Genomic DNA, 16,303 nt, shown 5'->3' on the forward strand with positions numbered 1-16,303 from the left:
TAGTTTATCTATTTTATTTTGGTTTATTTTTTCAGTCTTGAACTGATTTTTATTAAATGTGCTGCTAAATTACCGACCTGTTCTGAAGTCGTTCCAAGGCCAAAACTGATTCGAATTGTTTCAGAAACAATTGGACTCTTTTCTCCATACATAGCTAGTAAAACATGACTTGGTTCAACACTTCCAGCCGTACATGCAGAACCAGATGATACGGCTATGCCATTTAGGTCCAAGCTCATCAACAATTGTTCAGCAGATACGTTTTTGAACCACAAACTAACCACATGGGCTAATTGCTTTCCGGAATTTTCGTTTATCTCGAATGCTATATCCGCTTGAGTCAATCGTTCAATGAGTTGCATCCTTAACTCATTGTATCTTGTTTGACGTTCTTCTCTTTGAAGTTGTAAGATTTCTACTGCTTTTTGTAAACCAGCAATGGCAGGAATATTTTCTGTTCCTGCTCGACGTTTTTTTTCTTGGTCTCCACCTAGTATAAAGCTTGGCAGAGAGATTTCTTCATTGACATAAAGAAATCCAATTCCTTTAGGTCCGTTGATTTTATGTCCTGAAATAGACAATAAATCAATATGATCTCTTTTAACATCGATTTCTTCTGTCCCATAAGCTTGAACAGCATCCGTATGAAAGTATGCTGTAGACTCACTATTTCCAATGACAGCGCCAATTCCAGCTATATCCATTACGGTACCGACTTCGTTATTTGCATACATGATAGAAACTAAAATGGTATCAGGTCTTAATGCTTCTTCAACCATCATAGGATCGACTTGGCCTTTTTTATTTACTGGCAAATACGTTACTTCAAATCCCAGTTTTTCTAGATATTCCATCGGTTTCAAAACAGCATGGTGTTCAACAACTGATGTAATAATGTGTTTTCCATCTTGTTGTCTTTTTAAGGCTGTTTCAATAATCGCAGTGTTATCAGATTCTGTACCACCACTTGTAATAATAATTTCGCCCGGTTTAGCTCCAATACTTTTAGCAAAAACTGCTCGTGCATTATCAACAATACGGCGACTGTCTCTCCCAAAATTATGGATACTTGATGCATTCCCATAATGATTTTTCATTGCTTCATAAACGACTTCAATAACTTCTGGGTGAACAGGACTAGTTGCGGCATGATCAAAATACATTTTTTCCATTTTAATATAGCCCTCCCTAATTGGTCTAAATTAATAATTCCTATTTTTTCTAAATTCAACGAACTATTTATTTTCAAGCAAGCTATTTTTATCTATTAAGTTTACCTTTTTCCCATAATTCTGGGAATAACATTTTCAAAATCCCCATCGTCAAGCGGCGTCCTTTACCTTTATAGACAAACGCATGCATATGCATTGCAGGATTAAAGTTAGCTTCTAATACTGTATACCCTAAATGTTCTTTAGTACTTGAAATAGCTGGATCTGGAATGATCAAATCTATTCCACTAACTTTTGCACCAATGATTTCAGACATATCTATTGCTGCTTGCTTATAGCTTTCATCTATATCATCTGTAACATCTATGGAATCTCCACCAGTACTAATATTTGAATTTTCTCTTAAATAAATGACAGTATCAGTCTCAGGGATACTTTCGACTGTATATCCTTGTCCTTTTAGCATCAATTGTTCGATTTCGCCTAATTCTATCCTTTCAAGCGGAGAATGGTGTTTTACTTCACCACGCAAAGGATCTTCATTCTTTTTATCAACCAATTCTTTTATGGTCTTTTTACCATCTCCAACAACATTAGCTGGCGTTCTCAGTAATATCGCTGGAACTTTTCCATCTAAAACAAAGAACCGGTATTCTGTCCCAGGTATATATTCTTCAACCAACACAGCAGTATCTTCTTTGAAAGCTATCTCAATAGCCTGTTCATAATCTTCCCTACTTGGCAACTGTTTAAAAATGGAGATGCCGATGCCATAATTGGTTGACTTAGGCTTGACTACGATTTGTTTTTGTTCGTAACGCCAAAACGCTGCTTTTCCTTCTGCCAAGGTCGTATACTCTTCCCCTGCTGGAACATGAAAACCTGCTGAACCAAGTATTTTCTTTGTGACTGTTTTATTTTCCATGATAAGTGGTGCAATATAGGTATCCTTAGAGGTCATATTCCCATTTTTAACGAATTCAATATGCTTGCCAACCGTTAATTTTAGAAATTGATCTTGTTCATCTAACACTTCCACTTGAATGCCCTTTTGAAAAGCATCCATTATTAATAGTTGCGTAGACATTTCTAACTTTTCAAATCCTCTTAAATTATACGGCTTCTCAACGGCTTCTTTTTTATACTGTTTAGCTAATGCTAGACTAAATTCAATATATGACCCTTTTTCTTCGATGCCGCTTATTATACGAGCAGCAACCGTTAGTTTAGGATCAATGATTTGTTTTTTAGCTTCTTGAATACAGCTGTATGCTTCTTTAGATCCATTTGTTGCTTGGAGCATTTCTTCCATTTGTTTTAATAGCTGTAAACCTTCTTCTTGGAAATTAGAAATTTGTTCTGGGTTTTCTATGGCCGTTGTTAGACTCATTTCTTCTCCAATTTCAATTTCATCCACAGTAGCTGTTTCATCCATCCAAATCATATACAAGCAAAAAAGATGAATGAATTCTATCGTTTGTTTTGACATACCAAACGGATCGAAAGGATTTAAGTCAAAACCGCGTAGTTCAAGGTAAGAAACACCTTCAGTCAATAACTTTTCTGCATTATTCGTTCCACGAAGACGAACGGCTGAATAAAATTCCTTTTCTTCTGATAAAAAGCCTTTTTCTACCATAGTTTGTAAGCTGTGAACATAGTCTTCAATTGAATTGAATGAAACAGCTACTTCTGGCTGGTTGACATATCCATAATGACTGCTTCGGATACTCCGAACATAATCTTTTGGTATTTCTTGATCTGTAAAAAAAGAATCATCCACTTTAGGAGAAGCACCTAATAAATAAGTTAAAAGCCATCTATAACGCAGGAAATTTTTTGCTAACTTCAGATAAAGCATAGATTTGAATGAGCTTTTATCTGAATAGTCTGTTTGGCATTCGTATAATCGTGCGATCAGCTGGTCATCTAATTCAAAATTGTAATGTACCCCACTGAGCATTTGCTTTTTCTTGCCGTATTTATGCGTTAGGATTTCTCTATACTTGACTGCTTCTTTGTTATCTAACTTGGCAATAGGGATGACAGACTCATCAGGAAGAACCATCGGCATACTTACCGGCCAAATCGATTCATCCAGAGGCATTGTTTGAAGCACGACGTCATGTAGTGCTGCCATCCAATTGTAACTTTCCTTAATGGAAGCTAATGGAGGACTAATCAATTCCAATTGCGATTCACTAAAATCTGTTTGAATATATGGATGGAAATTTCTATTCCCAAATTCATGTGGGTGATCCGTCAGCGCAAGCTGTCCATTCGACTTAACCCTTAATCCTTCTTTTTCAATTCCAAAAACGGCTTGATAAAAAGCTTCGTTTAAATCTGTTTCTTGGATCATTTGTTTAACTGTCTTCATTTATACTATTCCCTCATCTGCTTGATTTATTTGTCGCTCAATTTCTGTTCGAATTTTTGATTCAGGAGCAAACTCCTTTTCCCAGCTAACTGGTTTCATTACTTTTCCATCCGTTTTTCGATAACGTGGTTTACCATCTGGAAAAACTTTCCCCATATTTGCTTGATGCACAATAGAGAAGATTGGATCAGGATCAATACCCAAGAGAACGAAAGAACCATAATTGAAATAATTTGCATCAGTCAACGCATCTACTTGACCGATTAACGGACTGTGTACTTCTTTTTGCTGCTCTTTTATTTTATCGATAGCTTCTTCAGCAGCTTTCTGCCACTCTAAAACTAAAGATTCGAATTTTGGGATATCACCTTTTACACTGGCATAAAGAAATTCTATTAGCTCTTCCGTTGTAAAATTTGCCCGAGTAACAGCTTCTTCAGAAGTTAAAGCTTGAGGTTTTCTTTTTATCGTCTTACCAAACACTTCATGAAACTCTTGAACTTGTTCAAATGGTGATAATTTACTCATGATTCAGCTTTCCTCCTGAAATTTTTTCTTCTATAGTTTAGTATAACTCTTTTAGTTAATTTTTTCTTATATTAAATTAGTAAATTAGACGTTGATTAGATGTTTTCTTAAAGCTGCGTTCTCTGATTCCAATACTCTACGATACATTTCAGAATTTTTCAAATCAGCCTGCATAATTTTCAAAAACTCAATATTATCTTGTGAATGACGTTTTGTTCTTTCCAGTTCGATCTTTTCTTTGATCAATTTTTTTGCATCTTTTTCAAGATTATCTATTATTTCAACGAATTCTTTATTTTTATCAATTAATGATGCGTTCTGAAAACAGATTCGTTTGATTTTTTGTTCGTTTTTTCCATCTGTTAAGTTGATGTAAACCAATGCAAAAGCTAAGCAGGCAATCACAAATACTAAACATAGATTAATAAAAGAAACTACGGGTATCGACTGTCTAAACAAAGATACTAACGTACTTAAAATAACTGCACATCCAAAAATGGCTAACCCAATTCGGTAAGAATTTATTTTCCGTTTAGTATTCACTATTTTTAAATAATTTATTTTATTTTGTAATTTTTCATTCTCTACTTGTTCGTATTCTATTTTTTTTTGATTTTCAAGAAAAAGGGCTTTTTCTTTTCTTTCGATCGTTTCTTGTACTTGTTGTTGATACAGTTCAAACCACTCTTTTTCTTTTACTAGTTTTTCTAATTCTCTATCTATTTCCTGCTGATAAACGGCTTTTTTTAGTAAAAGTTCTTCTTCTGCTTGCGTTGCTTTTAAATTAGTTGAGGCAATCATATTACTCGCCTCTTGTTCAGCTTTTTGAGTAATCTTTTTTGCTTCAATTATTTCTTTATTATATTGTTCAACGGAGTGTCTTTTTTTTAATTCCACTTCCTGTTTGGCTTTTTTTATATCTTTTTGAACTTCTTGATACATTTCTTCTGATTGCCGAAAAGCATCCATTAAAATAATTTCTGCTTCTTGCTTAGCTTGTTGCAGCATTTTATGTTCTTTTAAGTAATATCCTATTGCCACTTTCTCATTTATCTGGTGCTTTGTATGTGGAGTTTTTATTTCTCTTTTTTTATTTTCTGTTACCTTTTTCAAAATGACTCTGCCTGTTTTTAAAAAAAGGTTAAGCTGGTCTCTATTCTTAGCTTTTGATGGGCCAGTAAGACGATCCGTTTCTTTTTTTTTATTCATTAAAAAGTTCCTTTCTTTCTACCTTTACCATAATTACGATCAACTAATTCTAATCAAAATAAATGAGCTCTTAAACATTATCGCAAATAATCAGAGAAAAGCCAAACCAAACATTCTACTAACTTTCTAAAAGTAACTTGACCCCCAATCAAACAAGTGTTCTTTCTTGTAGAATCCCATTAATCACAGTGGTATACTAGCAGTAAGAATGTTAGTGGGAGGATACTTTATGAATCAACCTTTAGCTTATCGTATGAGGCCTACTCATATCGATAATATTGTAGGACAGCAACACTTAGTTGGAAAAGGAAAAATTATTCGACGCATGGTAGAAGCAAAAATGCTCTCATCGATGATTTTATACGGTCCCCCTGGAATTGGTAAAACAAGTATTGCCAGTGCTATTGCTGGTACAACAAAATTTGCTTTTAGAACTCTAAATGCTGCGAGCGATACAAAAAAAGACCTGCAAATTGTCGTGGAAGAAGCTAAAATGAGCGGTACTGTTATTTTGCTTTTAGATGAAGTCCATCGTTTAGATAAACCTAAACAAGATTTCTTATTACCGCACTTAGAAAATGGACGAATCATTTTGATTGGGGCAACCACAGAAAATCCATATATAACGATCAATCCTGCCATCCGTAGCAGAACACAAATTTTCGAACTTAAGCCTCTTTCTAATGAAGATATCCAACATGCTTTATGGAGTGCAGTAAATGACTCAGAAAAAGGCTTTGGAAAAGAAAATGTAGCTATAACAGATGAAGCTTTGCTGCACTTCTCAAGAGCCACAAACGGAGATTTAAGAAGTTCTTTGAACAGCTTAGAACTGGCAATCAAATCAACAACTCCAAATGAGCAAGGTACGATAAACATCACCTTAGATATTGCAGAAGAATGTATCCAAAAAAAAGCTTTGACGCATGATAAAGATGGTGATGCACATTATGATGTCATATCAGCTTTACAAAAATCAATTCGCGGAAGCGATGTTAATGCGGCTATGCATTATCTGGCAAGGCTGATTGAAGCTGGCGATCTACCCATCATTTCTAGACGTTTAATGGTCATTGCTTACGAAGATATAGGGCTAGCTAATCCTTCGGCGGCTTCCAGAACGGTAACCGCCATTCAAGCAGCTGAAAAATTAGGCTTTCCAGAGGCCAGGATCCCTTTAGCGAATGTAGTCGTTGATTTATGCCTTTCTCCAAAATCAAATTCGTCTTATGTAGCGATCGATGCAGCTTTACAAGATGTACGAGCTGGCAAAAGTGGAGATGTACCAGATCATTTAAGAGACTCTCATTATAGCGGAGCAAAAAAACTTGGACGCGGTGTGGATTATCTTTACCCGCATAGTTATCCAGGTGCATGGGTAAATCAGCAATATTTACCTGACAAACTGAAAAAAGCATCCTATTATATTCCAAATCACACTGGAAAATATGAGGATACCTTAGCAAAACAATATGAGTCTATTAATTCTAAGAAAAAGGGAAGCAAATCTAATTAACCGCTTTCTTTGTTGTTTTAATCAACTTCCAACAAATAAACAGTAGGCGAATAATTGACAATAACATTTGCTTATGCTACTATAAGTATAAGATTTCTGAGATGCTCGTTTTGCTCAACATGTGTTGACCGAACAATTAATATTACCTTGGGATCCAAACTGATTCAATCGGATAACAAGCCTTTTCACTTGGTAGTTAGAAGATTGACAGCGGAGCCCACCTGCTACTTGCGGGTTCAAGACTAACTGAGCATATCAACGGCATCATCGGATTTCTCATTAAAAAAGTTTAAAACTTTTAAAGTCATTCTTAATTGAATGGCTTTTTTTTGTTCTACAACAACTGGTGTGGATGCTTCAAAAAAATTTCTTCTGGAATGGACGGGTTTGCTTGTGGAGAGCCAAGGAACGCCTAAAGCCTAAAACTAAAAGTTGTCATGGTTGTTGCTGCTTTAGCAGCTTACAAAAACAGGATACACTCGGGCGTTATTTGCCTACAGTGCTTCATTTTAGGCTACAAGCAACCCTATTCCTCAATAAATTTTGGGTAAGTAATGCCATTAAATCAAGTCTATCAGCACCAAAAATTATACAGCCCTTTTTTTCAAGTCTCTTTTGAATTTTACTTAACTTTAAATTAATATATGGTATGCTTAACATAAACTTAATTTTATTGAAAGAAGGTTTCATTATGCTGTTATCTGTGTTATTTTTTATTTTTTCACTCTTATTGATCTATGCAGCCTACTTTTTCTATACTGGTAAAGCTGTCGTACTTTTACCAAATACTAGTAAAGAAATTCCATCAAAAAAAGTAACTTTTTTCAAACTATACGGCGCTCTTTTCTTCATTGGTGGGCTTGGTTCTCTCGTACTAGTCTTCTTTCATCCAAATTGGTTGGCTTTTAGCGTTTTACTCTTTGTAATGCTTACCATGCTTTTTTTTATTTTCAATTTAAATAAACGTATGTAATATCATTGATAGCCTATCCTTAAAAATTTAATCCACCTCTTATTTCATATCTCTTTGAAACTGGTTACATTTAGAGTACAATGAAGTTAGCAAAAAAGTTATTCATTTATCTTATCATGAGGAATGGAGTGGATGTCTATGTTACAACAATATAATCGGATCTTAGTCGCTGTCGATGGTTCAGCTGAGGCTGAAACAGCTTTCAAAAAGGCTGTACAAGTTGCAGTTCGTAATTCTGCTGCTTTAGTTCTTGCACATGTTATTGATACTCGAGCATTTCAAAGCATTTCTACTTTCGATGGTGATATGGCTGATAAAGCTAGTGAACAAGCTAGAAACACCTTAGAAGAGTATGTACGTTACGCAAAAAACCATCGTGTTCAAGATGTTACTTATTCTATTGAATACGGATCTCCAAAAGTGTTGATCGCAAAACAAGTTCCTGAAGATCAAAAAATTGATTTAATCATGTTGGGAGCAACTGGTTTAAATGCTGTAGAACGTATTTTCATAGGTTCCGTTTCAGAATACGTTATTCGGCATGCTAATTGTGACGTTTTAATCGTACGGACAGATTTGGAAAACAAGAAAAATTAATAGTTATTAAAATAGCAAAAAAACAACCAAATAACGGTTGTTTTTTTTGCTTTTATTTATTAATTAGGCACGTAATCTTTCAACATCACGAGCAATCATAATTTCTTCATCTGTAGGAATCAATAATACTTTAACTTTTGATTCTGGAGTAGAAATGATGCGTTCTTTTCCACGAACATTATTTGCTTCTGCATCGATCTCAGCACCAAACCAGTTCATACCATCAATAATAATTTGGCGTGTTTCTGGGGAATTTTCACCAATTCCGGCAGTAAAGACAATTGCGTCTGCACCATTTAAGATAGCAAAATATTGTCCAATATATTTTTGAACACGATTATAGAAAATATCTAACGCTGTTTGAGCATCTTCATTTCCTTTTTCAGCAGCTTCTTCAACATCACGCATATCGCTTGAAATATGAGAAAGACCTAGTAAACCAGATTTATTATTTAAAATGTAGATCATATCATTGATGTCGGTGATATTTAATTTGTTCATTAAGAAAGGTAATAGTGATGCGTCAATGTCCCCAGTACGAGTACCCATTGTGATACCAGCTAAAGGAGTGAATCCCATAGATGTGTCAATCGATTTTCCACCTTTAACAGCAGTAATGGATCCGCCATTGCCCAAATGACATGTAATAATTTTAGTCTCTTCAAGCGGTTTGCCTAACATTTCAGCTGCACGTTCTGAAACATATTTATGTGATGTACCGTGTGCTCCATATTTACGCGCTGAAAAGTCGGTATAGTACTCCATCGGGAGACTGTATAAGTAGTTTTCTTTAGGCATTGTTGTGTGGAATGAAGTATCAAAAACAGCTACACTAGTAATATTTGGCAATAATTTTTTGAATGCTTTGATTCCTGTAGCATTTGCTGGATTGTGTAATGGAGCAAATTCGGCTAAACTTTCAATTTGTGCTAATACCTCATCAGTAATCAATGCTGAATCTTTAAACAATTCCCCACCAGCTACTACACGGTGTCCAACACCTGTAATTTCTTCGTAGTTTGCAATAACTTTTAGTTCGATTAATTTATCTAATACCATTTGAATAGCTATTTCATGGTTTTTTATGTCTTCAATAACTTTGTATTTTTCACCGGCATATTTTGTCGTGAAAATCGAGTTGTTTAAACCAATTCTTTCAATTATTCCTGAAGCGATTTCTTCCTCAGCTGGCATTTCATATAAGGTGAATTTCAAACTTGAACTACCTGCATTGATTGCAATTGTTTTTGACATATTTTCCATCTCCTAATTCAAATTTTTATATATTTTCTTTTTTCCAACTATCCACTTCTTGCATAAATTGAAGCATAGCCTTTTGATTTTTAAAATCCGGAATTTGTGCTAACAATACTTGTTTGGCTTGTTTGGCATTATTCCCCTTTTTTTGAATCACGAGAATTGATTTGCGTGAGTTCTTAGTCTTAAATAATTCATTTGGCAAGTTCAACATCCCTTGTAAAAAGGCTTCTTCTTGGATCATCTTCATCAGTCCTGGTGTCTCATCTGTCTCAAATAATTGAGCAGGAACCAAAAAGATTCCAAATCCGCCATCTTTCAAATAATGTAAGCTTTGCTCAATGAATAAATGATGAGCATAAGAATGACCATTTTTTGCCGCTGTTTTAAATTTTTCAGCTTTTTCATCTAATGGATAGTAGCCGACCGGCAAGTCGCTCACAACAACGTCAACAGGATCCATTAAGAGATCTTGTATTGCATCTTGGTGTGTCAATGTCACATTTTGCCTTTGCATAGCAGTACTGACTGATGCAAGTGTTAGAAGCAAATCATCATTATCGACGCCTTCTGCTTCTACTGCTATTTTTTTTGAAACTAAGCCGTTATAAACAGTTGATAATAGATTTCCCATTCCTACAGCAGGATCAAGTAAACGAACCTTTTCCAATTTACCACTGATCAATTTTTCAATTAAATAGTTTAAAATAAAACCAATGGCATCTGGAGTCATTTGATGATTCGGCTGCAATACATCCGTCTTTGAAGCTTTCAAAAGAGATAATTGAATTGCCTTTCGAATATCTTCAGCTTCCATACTATCTAACGCAACTTCTTTGTAAATTTGAGTTAGTTTTCCAACTACTTCATCCGAAGGAACATCATCGATCTGATGAGGAATCTTATTGCCTAGAATATTTTCACCAGTTTCTGAAAGAGCCTCTAAATAAGAAACATCTAATTCCTTTTGCAAAAGTTGGGCTGAAGTATCTAATTGATTAAATAATTGTTCAATTTCTTTTTGAGACAATAAGGTCAACCTCTTTCCTTTTTCTTTTACATTACCTTAGTATTAGCCCTATATGAAATAAAATTAGCCTCTGTTAAAAAAGCGCTACCCTTTCATTCTAACGAATAAGTTATGCGGTTTCAAGCATGAAGTTAGTATATTCTTAAAAGAAACTAAGCTTCGCTAATCTTGGTTATTCCTACTGCTATTTTTATCTCTATAATCAAAAAAGCTCTTCTAAGAGTAGAAGAGCTTTTTATTTTAAATTATTGGGCTACTGGATAAACTGAAACTTGTTTTTTGTCGCGGCCTTTGCGTTCGAAACGAACAACTCCGTCACATTTTGCAAACAAAGTATCATCTCCACCAATTCCAACGTTAACACCTGGATAAATTTTAGTTCCGCGTTGACGGAATAAAATTGAACCACCTGAAACAGTTTGTCCATCTGCACGTTTAGCACCTAAACGTTTAGAATTTGAGTCGCGTCCGTTAGTTGTAGAACCGCCACCTTTTTTATGGGCGAAGAATTGTAAATTCATTTTTAACATATGAGTTGCACCTCCTATTATAATTTTTTTACTGTGCAAGTTTGACATATTCTGGATACTCTTCAACTATTCCCGTTAAGGAAAGAAGCAGGCTCTCGAGAAGAATTTGTGAAATTTTCGACTGTTCTTCAGTTAATTCGCTTAAAAGTTCAACATATAAATAGCCGCCTTCCACTTCTTCATTTGTTTCTACTAATGGAGAAACGCCTGATAAAGCAGAAATGCTATTTGTTGTTCCAATAACTAATGCTGAAACAGCTGCACATACGATATCGCTGCCGTAGGGTCCAGACTCTGCATGTCCTGTAACTTCAAAGGAAACGATGTCTTCTTTGTTATTACGGTTAAAGAATGCTTGAATCATATTGGAACACCACTTTCTTATGCGTTGATTGCGTTGATAATAACTTTTGTATATGGTTGACGGTGACCTTGTTTACGATGACTATGTTTTTTAGGTTTGTAGATAAAAGTCGTAACTTTCTTTTGAAGACCATGTTTTTCAACAGTACCTTCAACAGTAGCTCCTACAATAGTTGGAGCTCCAACTTTTGTTTCTTCTCCACCAATTAAGACAACTTCTTCAAAGACTACAGTTTCACCAGCTTCAACATTCAATTTTTCAATGTAGATTTCTTGGCCAACCTCAACTTTAATTTGTTTTCCACCTGTTTTGATAATTGCGTACATTCTTTCGCACCTCCTTATTAGACTTAGACTCGCCGTCATGAGTGCCGTTATGGACTTAAACTCATTCCAGTGCGGTTGTAGCTGTGGTGCTACACATTTACAACATTAACATCATACCAAATTGTATTACCTTCGTCAATACATACTTTATGCCGAATCTTTAAAAGATTAAAACAGCAGTATTTTAAATTTCTTTTTATTGCAAAAATTCATCTGAGGATACTACTCTTGTTCCAAATGCATTAGCAAATTCTATATCATGTGTGACAATTAAGATACCTGTACCTGACAAAGCGATTGATTGAATCATTTTTCCTACTTCATTAGATGATTCTCGGTCTAAAGCAGAAGTTGGTTCATCAAAGCAAAGAATCTTAGGGTTAAGCATCATCGCTCTAGCTATTGCCACACGCTGCTGTTGTCCTCCTGATAAAGTACTAGGGTATTCATCTTTTTTATCTAAAATTTTCATTTGTGTCAAAAGCAATTCGGCTTTTTCAATTGCTTGTTCTTTTGTCATTAATTTTTGATCTAACGGTGCTTCAATGCAATTTTTTATAACTGTTAAATTAGGGAACAGTTGATAATCTTGAAATACCATACCTATTTGGTTATTATAGCTTGTTCGCTCTTTTCTGGAAACATATTCTGTTTTACCCTCGGATGTTTCACGGCATAAATAATTATCATCAATTGCAATCGTTCCATTATCTACTTTTTCAAGTTGATTCAATGATCGCATTAAGGTAGTCTTTCCAGTTCCTGATTTACCAACGAGTGTAACAATTTCTCCAGCCTCGATCGTAAAATCAAAATTTCTTATAACGTCAATTCCATTGAACTGTTTTGTCAAGTTCGTTGCTTTCAATCCCATTTCAACCGCCTCCTTAATAGTTTGACTTCTTCTCTATAGCATTTAATAGTAAAGTTACTAATCCAGTGACCATTAAATAAATGGCTCCAACTGCTGCGTAGGGAATTAGTGAGGCATAAGTATTGGCTGCAATTTGACCCGCTCGCAATAATTCACCGATCCCTAAGATATAAATAAGTGATGTATCTTTTACTAATGCGATAACTTCATTTCCTACTGATGGCAACACCACTCGCATAACTTGTGGGATAATAATTTTTCTAAATCCATTTAATTTTCCAATACCCAATACTTTAAGGGCCTCAAATTGACCTTTTGGAATAGACAAGATACCGCCACGAAATATTTCTGCATAATAAGCTGCATAATTTATTATAAACGTGAAAACAGCAGCTGAAAAACGGTCAAATGTTATGCCCACAAGTGGCAATCCAAAAAATACGACCATCAATTGTAACAGCAGTGGTGTTCCTCTCATGATGTAAATATAAACTTGTATGATCCATGATATCCATTTTGGAGCATAAACTCTTACACAAGCAACCAAAAACCCTAACGGGATAGTTACGATAACGATAATTAAAAATAGTAATAAGGTTGTCTTTAACCCCTCTAACAAGTTAGGCGTTATCTCTGCTATTAAATCCATTTCTTTATTCACCCTTTTCTTAGTTTAAATTTATTCTGTGATCCATTTACTTTTAATTTGTTCCAAAGTTACTTCTTTTTTCGTTTCAGGTAATACAGTATTCAATTTTTCTGAAAATCTAGTATCTGTTTTTCTTACACCTACTGCAGTATCTTCATTTACAAAACTTGCATCTAGTATAAGAATACAGTATTTTATTTCACCTTTTTACTCAGCAAACCATTTCGCATATATTTCATCAAATGTACCATCTGCTCTCATTTCATCCAATGCATTATCAATAGCTTCTGTTAATTTATCATCTTCTTTACGCATGCCAACTGCGTATTCTTCTTCTCCAAAATTATCCTCTAGAACACGGTAACTAATTTCTTTGTTTTGCTTCATATAGTAACGTCCAAGTGTTTCATCAACAACAATAGCTTCGCTTCTTCCAGAAGCTAAATCATTGAAAACGTCATTATTAGAAGGATATAGAACCACGTCTTGATCTGCAAATTCTTCTACTATATTTGACTCATCAGCATTAATAGCTTCTACAGCACTTGAAGATTGTTGAGCAGAAACTACTTTTCCACTTAAATCTTCTTTAGTTTGAATTTCACTATCCTCTAACACAATAATAATTTGACTGTTTTCTAAATAAGGTGAACTAAAATCAACTTGTTTTTTTCTTTCTTCAGTAATCGTATAGCCATTCCATATTACATCAATATTTCCACTTTTTAATTCTGTTTCCTTTAAAGCCCAATCAATAGGTTGAAATTCAACCTCTACATCTAGCTTTTCAGCTACTTCATTTGCCAGATCCACATCGAATCCTACAATATCCCCGTTGCTATCACGAAAGCCCATCGGAGCAAATGTATCGTCCAAGCCTACGACTAAAGTACCTTCTTCTTTGATTTGATCAAATGAATCCTTTGTTGTTTCTTCTGCTCCACATCCTACTAATACTGTTGCCATTCCTAAACCAAAAGCTACCTTTGCTAGTGTATTTTTCATTTTATATTCTCTCCCTTTTATTCATATTGTTTATTTTTTCCAGGCTGCAGTCCTGAAAAACAAAAAAATCCTTTGATTTTCTTTTATTAAGAAAATCAAAGGACGATTGATGTCAATTATCGTGGTTCCACCTTTATTCGTAGCCTCTTCACAGAAAACTACCTCATCGCGTTCACAACTGCTAAACACTAGTACTATAACGGGTACTCCCGAATCAATTTACTTGTAGTAACGCTACGTTCAATTGTCAGCTCAGAGATGTGTTTTCAGTATAGTTCCTTAATTGCTCCCACCGCCGCAATCTCTCTAGAAAGTTTCTAAACTTACTTTTTCTCTTCAATGCTTTTAATCATTTTTTAATACTATAGCATAATTAATTACGCTTGCCAAATATTTTTTGCCAAAAGGTTGGTTTTTCTTTTGTTATTGTCATTAAAGGTACTGTTTCCCCTAAAACACGACGAGCGATATTGCGGTATCCTTGAGAAGCTGGATTCTTTGGATTTAAAACAATAGGGTCTCCTTTATTAGAAGAACGAACAACATCATCATCATCAAAAACGATTCCTAATAACTCAATGGATAAATGCCTGGTTATTTCATCAATGTCCATTACTTCTCCATCTTGCATCATTCGTTTACGGATACGGTTGATAATTAGACGTGGCGGTTCAAGTTCAGTCTGCTCTAAAAGGCCAATAATGCGGTCTGCATCACGTATAGCAGATATTTCGGGCGTTGTTACAAGGATTGCTTGATCTGCCGCTGCAATCGAATTTTGGAAACCTTGTTCAATGCCTGCCGGACAATCAATTAAAATATAATCATATTCTTTTTTTAATTCAGATACAATTTCAATCATTTGTTGTCCATTTATATCATTTTTATCTGCATTTTGAGCTGCAGGAAGTAAATAAAGGTTATCATTGAAGCGTTTATCTTTTATAATAGCTTGATGCAATTTTGTACGGCCCTCTACTACATCAACAATATCATAAATAATACGATTTTCTAGACCAAGAATAACATCTAAATTTCTTAGCCCAATATCCATATCGATCAGACAAACTCTCTTTCCTTGAAGAGCCAGAGCTGTACCTATATTTGCAGTGGAAGTTGTCTTACCTACCCCACCTTTTCCGGATGTAATAACGATTGCTATACCCATTCGCTTAATCCCCCTATCACTTTATCTAGATTTGGACGTATCTTTTTTAATTGCTCTAATGAATGAAAATCCAGAATATGTAAATCATTTATAAAGGCAAATTCATTTTTTCTAACATTGTCTGGATGTTCATTCTTTTTCTCTACAATTTGCACACTATCTGCAATTCTGATTTGAGCATTTGTATGAAAGTCGGCAACGATCACAGAATTTATGTTGCCTTCAAATCCAGCATGAGCGGTTCCCATCAGTTCTCCAATAATAAAAATACTTCCCTTAGCTCGAAGCACTCCGCCTGGATGGACCTTCCCTATAAAAAGAAGATTGCCTGGTGCTGTCAAAACTTGTCCGCTTCTGATTGTTTGAACTTCCATTTGTAGACTAACCGTTTTTTGCCACTCGATAGCTTTTGTAACTGTCACTACGCTAGAAGTGATTGTTTTTATTGAAAAGGTACTATTGGAATTTATTTCTTCAATTATTAATTCTTGCTGTTCTTGAGACAGTAGTCGGTTTCCTGTTTTTATCTCTAAAAGAATTTCTTTTTGAACTTCTTTAGACCTTTTTTGTTCACTATTCAGATGTTCCAGTAATTCATTTAATTCTTTCATGATGGATACAAAAGAAGCTGCTTCATCTAAGCTTAATACAAAGCTGCCCTTAGTTCCTTTTAACGTCACACTTTGTTTCACTTTAACAACTCCCTCAGCCAAAATGTTTGCCAT

General features: G+C 34.8%; 16 protein-coding genes, 1 other RNA gene and 2 other annotated features. Of the genes, 3 read left to right on the plus strand and 14 right to left on the minus strand.

Annotated elements, in window-relative coordinates:
* Nucleotides 1-23: 23 nt before the first annotated feature.
* From J7E16_RS03570 to J7E16_RS03585, 4 genes are all read right to left on the minus strand, one after another.
* A complete protein-coding gene (locus J7E16_RS03570) occupies nucleotides 24-1,172 on the minus strand; it encodes a cysteine desulfurase family protein (protein ID WP_214888723.1) in 1,149 nt (382 codons plus the stop codon).
* Between the two features lie 88 nt (nucleotides 1,173-1,260).
* Nucleotides 1,261-3,552, minus strand: coding sequence for a bifunctional glutamate--cysteine ligase GshA/glutathione synthetase GshB (gene gshAB / locus J7E16_RS03575; RefSeq protein ID WP_214888726.1), 2,292 nt, complete (start codon nucleotides 3,550-3,552; stop codon nucleotides 1,261-1,263).
* Nucleotides 3,553-4,080, minus strand: a complete 528-nt coding sequence (locus tag J7E16_RS03580) for a pyrophosphohydrolase domain-containing protein (protein ID WP_214888729.1) — start codon at nucleotides 4,078-4,080, stop codon at nucleotides 3,553-3,555.
* Between the two features lie 84 nt (nucleotides 4,081-4,164).
* Nucleotides 4,165-5,289 (minus strand): hypothetical protein, encoded by a 1,125-nt coding sequence (locus J7E16_RS03585; protein ID WP_214888732.1) that lies wholly within the window; start codon nucleotides 5,287-5,289, stop codon nucleotides 4,165-4,167.
* A 229-nt stretch (nucleotides 5,290-5,518) separates the two neighbouring features.
* Here J7E16_RS03585 and J7E16_RS03590 point away from each other — a divergent pair, with 229 nt between their 5' ends.
* The 3 genes from J7E16_RS03590 to J7E16_RS03600 all read left to right on the plus strand — a co-directional run bounded on the left by J7E16_RS03590 (nucleotide 5,519) and on the right by J7E16_RS03600 (nucleotide 8,375).
* Nucleotides 5,519-6,805 (plus strand): replication-associated recombination protein A, encoded by a 1,287-nt coding sequence (locus J7E16_RS03590; protein WP_214888735.1) that lies wholly within the window; start codon nucleotides 5,519-5,521, stop codon nucleotides 6,803-6,805.
* Between the two features lie 90 nt (nucleotides 6,806-6,895).
* Nucleotides 6,896-7,083: non-coding RNA, 6S RNA (ssrS, locus tag J7E16_RS03595), on the plus strand.
* 833 nt (nucleotides 7,084-7,916) lie between these two features.
* Nucleotides 7,917-8,375: a universal stress protein gene (locus tag J7E16_RS03600; RefSeq protein WP_214888738.1), complete on the plus strand. Its 459-nt coding sequence runs from the start codon at nucleotides 7,917-7,919 to the stop codon at nucleotides 8,373-8,375.
* A 63-nt stretch (nucleotides 8,376-8,438) separates the two neighbouring features.
* Here the strand turns inward: J7E16_RS03600 and J7E16_RS03605 are convergent, their stop codons facing one another.
* The 10 genes from J7E16_RS03605 to J7E16_RS03650 form a co-directional block, all read right to left on the minus strand.
* On the minus strand, nucleotides 8,439-9,629 hold the full coding sequence (locus J7E16_RS03605; RefSeq protein WP_214888741.1) for an acetate/propionate family kinase: 1,191 nt from the start codon (nucleotides 9,627-9,629) through the stop codon (nucleotides 8,439-8,441).
* A 25-nt stretch (nucleotides 9,630-9,654) separates the two neighbouring features.
* On the minus strand, nucleotides 9,655-10,662 hold the full coding sequence (locus tag J7E16_RS03610) for a class I SAM-dependent methyltransferase (RefSeq protein WP_214888744.1): 1,008 nt from the start codon (nucleotides 10,660-10,662) through the stop codon (nucleotides 9,655-9,657).
* 245 nt (nucleotides 10,663-10,907) lie between these two features.
* Nucleotides 10,908-11,192, minus strand: coding sequence for a 50S ribosomal protein L27 (rpmA, locus tag J7E16_RS03615; protein WP_034548302.1), 285 nt, complete (start codon nucleotides 11,190-11,192; stop codon nucleotides 10,908-10,910).
* A 28-nt stretch (nucleotides 11,193-11,220) separates the two neighbouring features.
* Nucleotides 11,221-11,556 (minus strand): ribosomal-processing cysteine protease Prp, encoded by a 336-nt coding sequence (locus tag J7E16_RS03620; protein WP_034548299.1) that lies wholly within the window; start codon nucleotides 11,554-11,556, stop codon nucleotides 11,221-11,223.
* 17 nt (nucleotides 11,557-11,573) lie between these two features.
* Nucleotides 11,574-11,882, minus strand: a complete 309-nt coding sequence (gene rplU, locus J7E16_RS03625; RefSeq protein ID WP_013710487.1) for a 50S ribosomal protein L21 — start codon at nucleotides 11,880-11,882, stop codon at nucleotides 11,574-11,576.
* A 15-nt stretch (nucleotides 11,883-11,897) separates the two neighbouring features.
* Nucleotides 11,898-11,969: a sequence feature (ribosomal protein L21 leader region), on the minus strand.
* A 109-nt stretch (nucleotides 11,970-12,078) separates the two neighbouring features.
* Complete coding sequence (locus J7E16_RS03630) at nucleotides 12,079-12,756, minus strand: amino acid ABC transporter ATP-binding protein (protein WP_034548294.1); 678 nt, start codon at nucleotides 12,754-12,756, stop codon at nucleotides 12,079-12,081.
* A 13-nt stretch (nucleotides 12,757-12,769) separates the two neighbouring features.
* Nucleotides 12,770-13,405 (minus strand): amino acid ABC transporter permease, encoded by a 636-nt coding sequence (locus J7E16_RS03635; RefSeq protein ID WP_214888747.1) that lies wholly within the window; start codon nucleotides 13,403-13,405, stop codon nucleotides 12,770-12,772.
* Nucleotides 13,406-13,612: 207 nt separating this feature from the next.
* Nucleotides 13,613-14,410, minus strand: coding sequence for an amino acid ABC transporter substrate-binding protein (locus J7E16_RS03640; RefSeq protein ID WP_214888750.1), 798 nt, complete (start codon nucleotides 14,408-14,410; stop codon nucleotides 13,613-13,615).
* A 95-nt stretch (nucleotides 14,411-14,505) separates the two neighbouring features.
* Nucleotides 14,506-14,759: a binding site (T-box leader), on the minus strand.
* 24 nt (nucleotides 14,760-14,783) lie between these two features.
* Complete coding sequence (minD, locus tag J7E16_RS03645; protein WP_214888753.1) at nucleotides 14,784-15,578, minus strand: septum site-determining protein MinD; 795 nt, start codon at nucleotides 15,576-15,578, stop codon at nucleotides 14,784-14,786.
* Complete coding sequence (locus J7E16_RS03650; RefSeq protein ID WP_214888756.1) at nucleotides 15,569-16,303, minus strand: septum site-determining protein MinC; 735 nt, start codon at nucleotides 16,301-16,303, stop codon at nucleotides 15,569-15,571. The genes minD and J7E16_RS03650 overlap by 10 nt, the downstream gene beginning before the upstream one ends.

Origin of the sequence: Carnobacterium sp. ISL-102, from assembly GCF_018612935.1 — a bacterium.
Classification (GTDB): Bacteria; Bacillota; Bacilli; order Lactobacillales; family Carnobacteriaceae; genus Carnobacterium_B; species Carnobacterium_B alterfunditum.